The organism is Vibrio sp. 10N.222.49.C9 (genome assembly GCF_041474985.1).
Classification (GTDB): Bacteria; Pseudomonadota; Gammaproteobacteria; order Enterobacterales; family Vibrionaceae; genus Vibrio; species Vibrio crassostreae_C.
On sequence record NZ_JBFRVD010000827.1, the window covers coordinates 1 to 225 of the forward strand.

General features: G+C 44.9%; 1 pseudogene. It reads left to right on the top strand.

Annotated elements, in window-relative coordinates:
• A pseudogene (gene leuO / locus AB4585_RS25800) lies at positions 1-225 on the top strand (transcriptional regulator LeuO); the annotation flags it as partial.

A 225-nucleotide genomic window follows, 5' to 3' on the forward strand; every position in this document is an offset into this window, starting at 1 on the left:
GTGATGTTTAAAGACGATCTATTTTTGCGTCAAGGTCGTGGTATTTCTCCCACTCTTCGTGCTCGTCAATTGTTTGTCCCTGTTCGTCAGGCGTTGCAATTGGTTAAGAATGAACTGCCTGGTGCGGTATTTGATCCAGTAACATCGACCAACACATTCTCTATTGCAATAGGGACACCTAATGATGTTCGCTTTGCGCCTCAGCTTATCAAAACCACCACAGAG